2 protein-coding genes are annotated in these 2,569 nt (G+C 62.2%); one reads left to right on the plus strand and one right to left on the minus strand.

All coding sequences use genetic code 11. The annotated features are described in order from the left end of the window. The first annotated feature begins 139 nt into the window (after positions 1-139). Positions 140-1,471 (plus strand): IS1182 family transposase, encoded by a 1,332-nt coding sequence (locus GY769_10380; GenBank protein ID MCP4202328.1) that lies wholly within the window; start codon positions 140-142, stop codon positions 1,469-1,471. A gap of 393 nt (positions 1,472-1,864) precedes the next feature. Here GY769_10380 and GY769_10385 read toward each other — a convergent pair. Further along, a partial coding sequence (locus GY769_10385; GenBank protein ID MCP4202329.1) for a serine/threonine-protein phosphatase occupies positions 1,865-2,569 on the minus strand: 705 nt, incomplete at its 5' end.

Genomic DNA, 2,569 nt, shown 5'->3' on the forward strand with positions numbered 1-2,569 from the left:
AGAAGTCTCGTCAAGTAGGGCCTCATCGGTCGTTTTCCTCTTCTCCGCCCTTCACTAATTTCAACGGGCTCGGGTGTCTCACTCATATTGGCACAGAGGGGGACGCCGTTCGGTTCCTCCCTCGGTGGTGGCCACCGTGATGGTGCTGCAGCGTCTGGAAGGTCTCTCAGACCGCGAGGCGGTGGAACGTTACAGCTTCGATACTCGATGGCGGTTCGCCGCGGGCGTAGGTGGCTACGGTGGTGGCAAGTGGGGCCAATTCTCGCACACTGTTCTGGTGGACATGCGGGCTCGTCTGGCGGCCTCTGAGGCTCCTCGTCGGATCTTCGATGTGACGTTGGAGGCGGCTTCGCAGGCAGGTTGTGTGGGAGCGAAGCGGGTGCTGGATTCGACGCCTTTGTATGACGCGGTGGCCACGATGGACACCATCACGTTGATCCGTTCGGCCATCCGCTCGCTGTTGAGAGTGGCCGAGGAAGAGCTGGAAGGCGAGTTGCGAGGAGCCCTTGCCAGCGGCGATGACTACGCCACGAGCGCCAAGCCTCAGATCGATTGGGACGATACCGGGGCGCGCGAAGAACTCATCGACTCACGGGCCCGAGACGCTTACGCCTGCCTGCTGGTTCTTGAGGGCCGCGTGCTGAGCGCCGAGGTCAAAGAGGCTGCTGAGCTGCTGGCTACCGTGGTCGGCCAAGATCTCGAGGAGACCGAGGACGGCACGTATCGTATCGCCCGCCGGGTGGCCAAGGATCGGGTGATCTCGACCGTGGATACAGAGGCCCGCCACGGTCACAAGCTCATCGAAGACCTTGTCGACAACGAGGTCGCGTCCTCCGGCGCAGCGGACGCCAGCGCCGGCTCCGAGCCGGAGCCCAGCTGCGCGGATGAGCAAGAATCCGAACGTCCGAAAGTCTACGGCGATGCGGCATACGGCACCGGCGAGTTTCTGAACCATCTCGAGAAGGCGGGCATCGACTCGGGCTGCAAGACCCAGCCTCCTCACAATCGGAACGGCCTGTTTCCGAAGAGCCACTTCCAGGTCGACCTCGACACGGATACTGTGACCTGTCCAGCCGAGATCATCGTCCCCATCCGCCGCACTGCTGCCGACGGCGGAGGCATCGCTTGCTTTGCCGATGCCTGCACCGATTGTCCGTTGCGACTCGAGTGCACCACTGCCTCACGTGGCCGCAGCATCCGAGTTGGACCTCATGAAAAGCTCCTTGCCGAAGCTCGCCATCGGCAGAAGGATCCCGACTGGGCAGCCGACTACCGAGCCACCCGCCCCAAGGTCGAGCGTAAGATTGGCCACCTGATGCGGCGCCGACATGGTGGACGCCGGGCACGGGTTCGCGGTCTAGCCAAAGTGGATGCCGACTTCAACCTCCTCGCTGCCGCTCATAATCTAGCGCGCCTGGCCGTGCTCGGGATCCAATGGACAACCCTCGGTTGGGTGGCGGGAACGGCCTAGATTGGGTGGCGGGAAGGCTCTAGAGACCGGATTACGGCCTTAGAAACCGGATTACAGTCGCAGAATCGCCCAAATTCGACCGAACAGCGCCATGAACCCCCGAGCAGCGCTCGCCCAACACGGAGCACCAAGCGGGGAGCCAAGCTCCGAATCCACCCTGGTGGCAGAGTCAGCCTCCCCTGAAAGCCGTTTCACACCAGCCTCCTAGCGTAGCATCCTCACCATCCAAACGAAAAAGAGCCAGGGCCGCCGCGCTTTCGCGCTGGCTAGCCCCGGCTTGGGAGGATGGAGACCTGGGACGTTGGGAGGCGTCGGTTGGTTGTTTCGCTCAGGCCCGCAAGGTTTGAGCAGCCTTCACTCTCTATTGCGACAGGTCGCGGAAAACTTCCTCAGTCAGATCGAATCCGTTGCTCTCCGTGCCCTTCCGCGCGCGCCACTGACCCCCACATGGGGAGCAGCTCGCCACGGCTCCTCGCGCTCTTCGACCTGGAGGAGGACCACGGTTATGTTGTCGACGCCGCCCTGGGCATTGGCATCCTCGATCATGCCGACGCCGATCTCTGGCAGCGAGCAACCTGTTGTCATTCGTGCTGCGATATCATCATCCGATAGCATCGCATTCAAGCCATCAGTGCAGAGCAAGAACAGATCTCCCGGCCGTGCTTTCGTGACTGTCACCGTCACCTCGAAGCCATCCGCACCTCCTATCGCTCGCGTGATCACGTTCCGTAGAGGATGCGCTCGCGCCGCAGCGTGGGTGAGCTGACCCGACGCCACCATATCGTTGACCCACGTATGATCCTGAGTTAGCAGCTCAAGCTCTCCGTTCCGTGCCCGATAGCACCGGCTATCTCCTACATGCGCGATCGTCAACGTTTCGTCAATGAGCATGGCACTAACCACCGTCGTGCCCATACCCAACAGCGCCGGCTCCGCGCGGATCGCCGCAAGCACCTTTTCTTGCGCGACCTCGATAGACCGTCTCAGAAGCAGGATCGCATCCGATCTGTCAGCCGCTACGCAGCTATCTTGGATCGCGTCCACCGCCAAACGGGAAGCGACCTCGCCGTGACTATGACCGCCCATGCCATCGGCGAC

It is taken from the genome of bacterium (assembly GCA_024224155.1).
Taxonomy (GTDB): Bacteria; Acidobacteriota; Thermoanaerobaculia; order Multivoradales; family JAHEKO01; genus CALZIK01.

What these genes read in the sequence shown, in the direction of transcription:
- GY769_10380 (MCP4202328.1), top strand. Translation starts at nt 140, where the DNA reads ATGGTGCTGCAGCGTCTGGAAGGTCTCTCAGACCGCGAGGCGGTGGAA.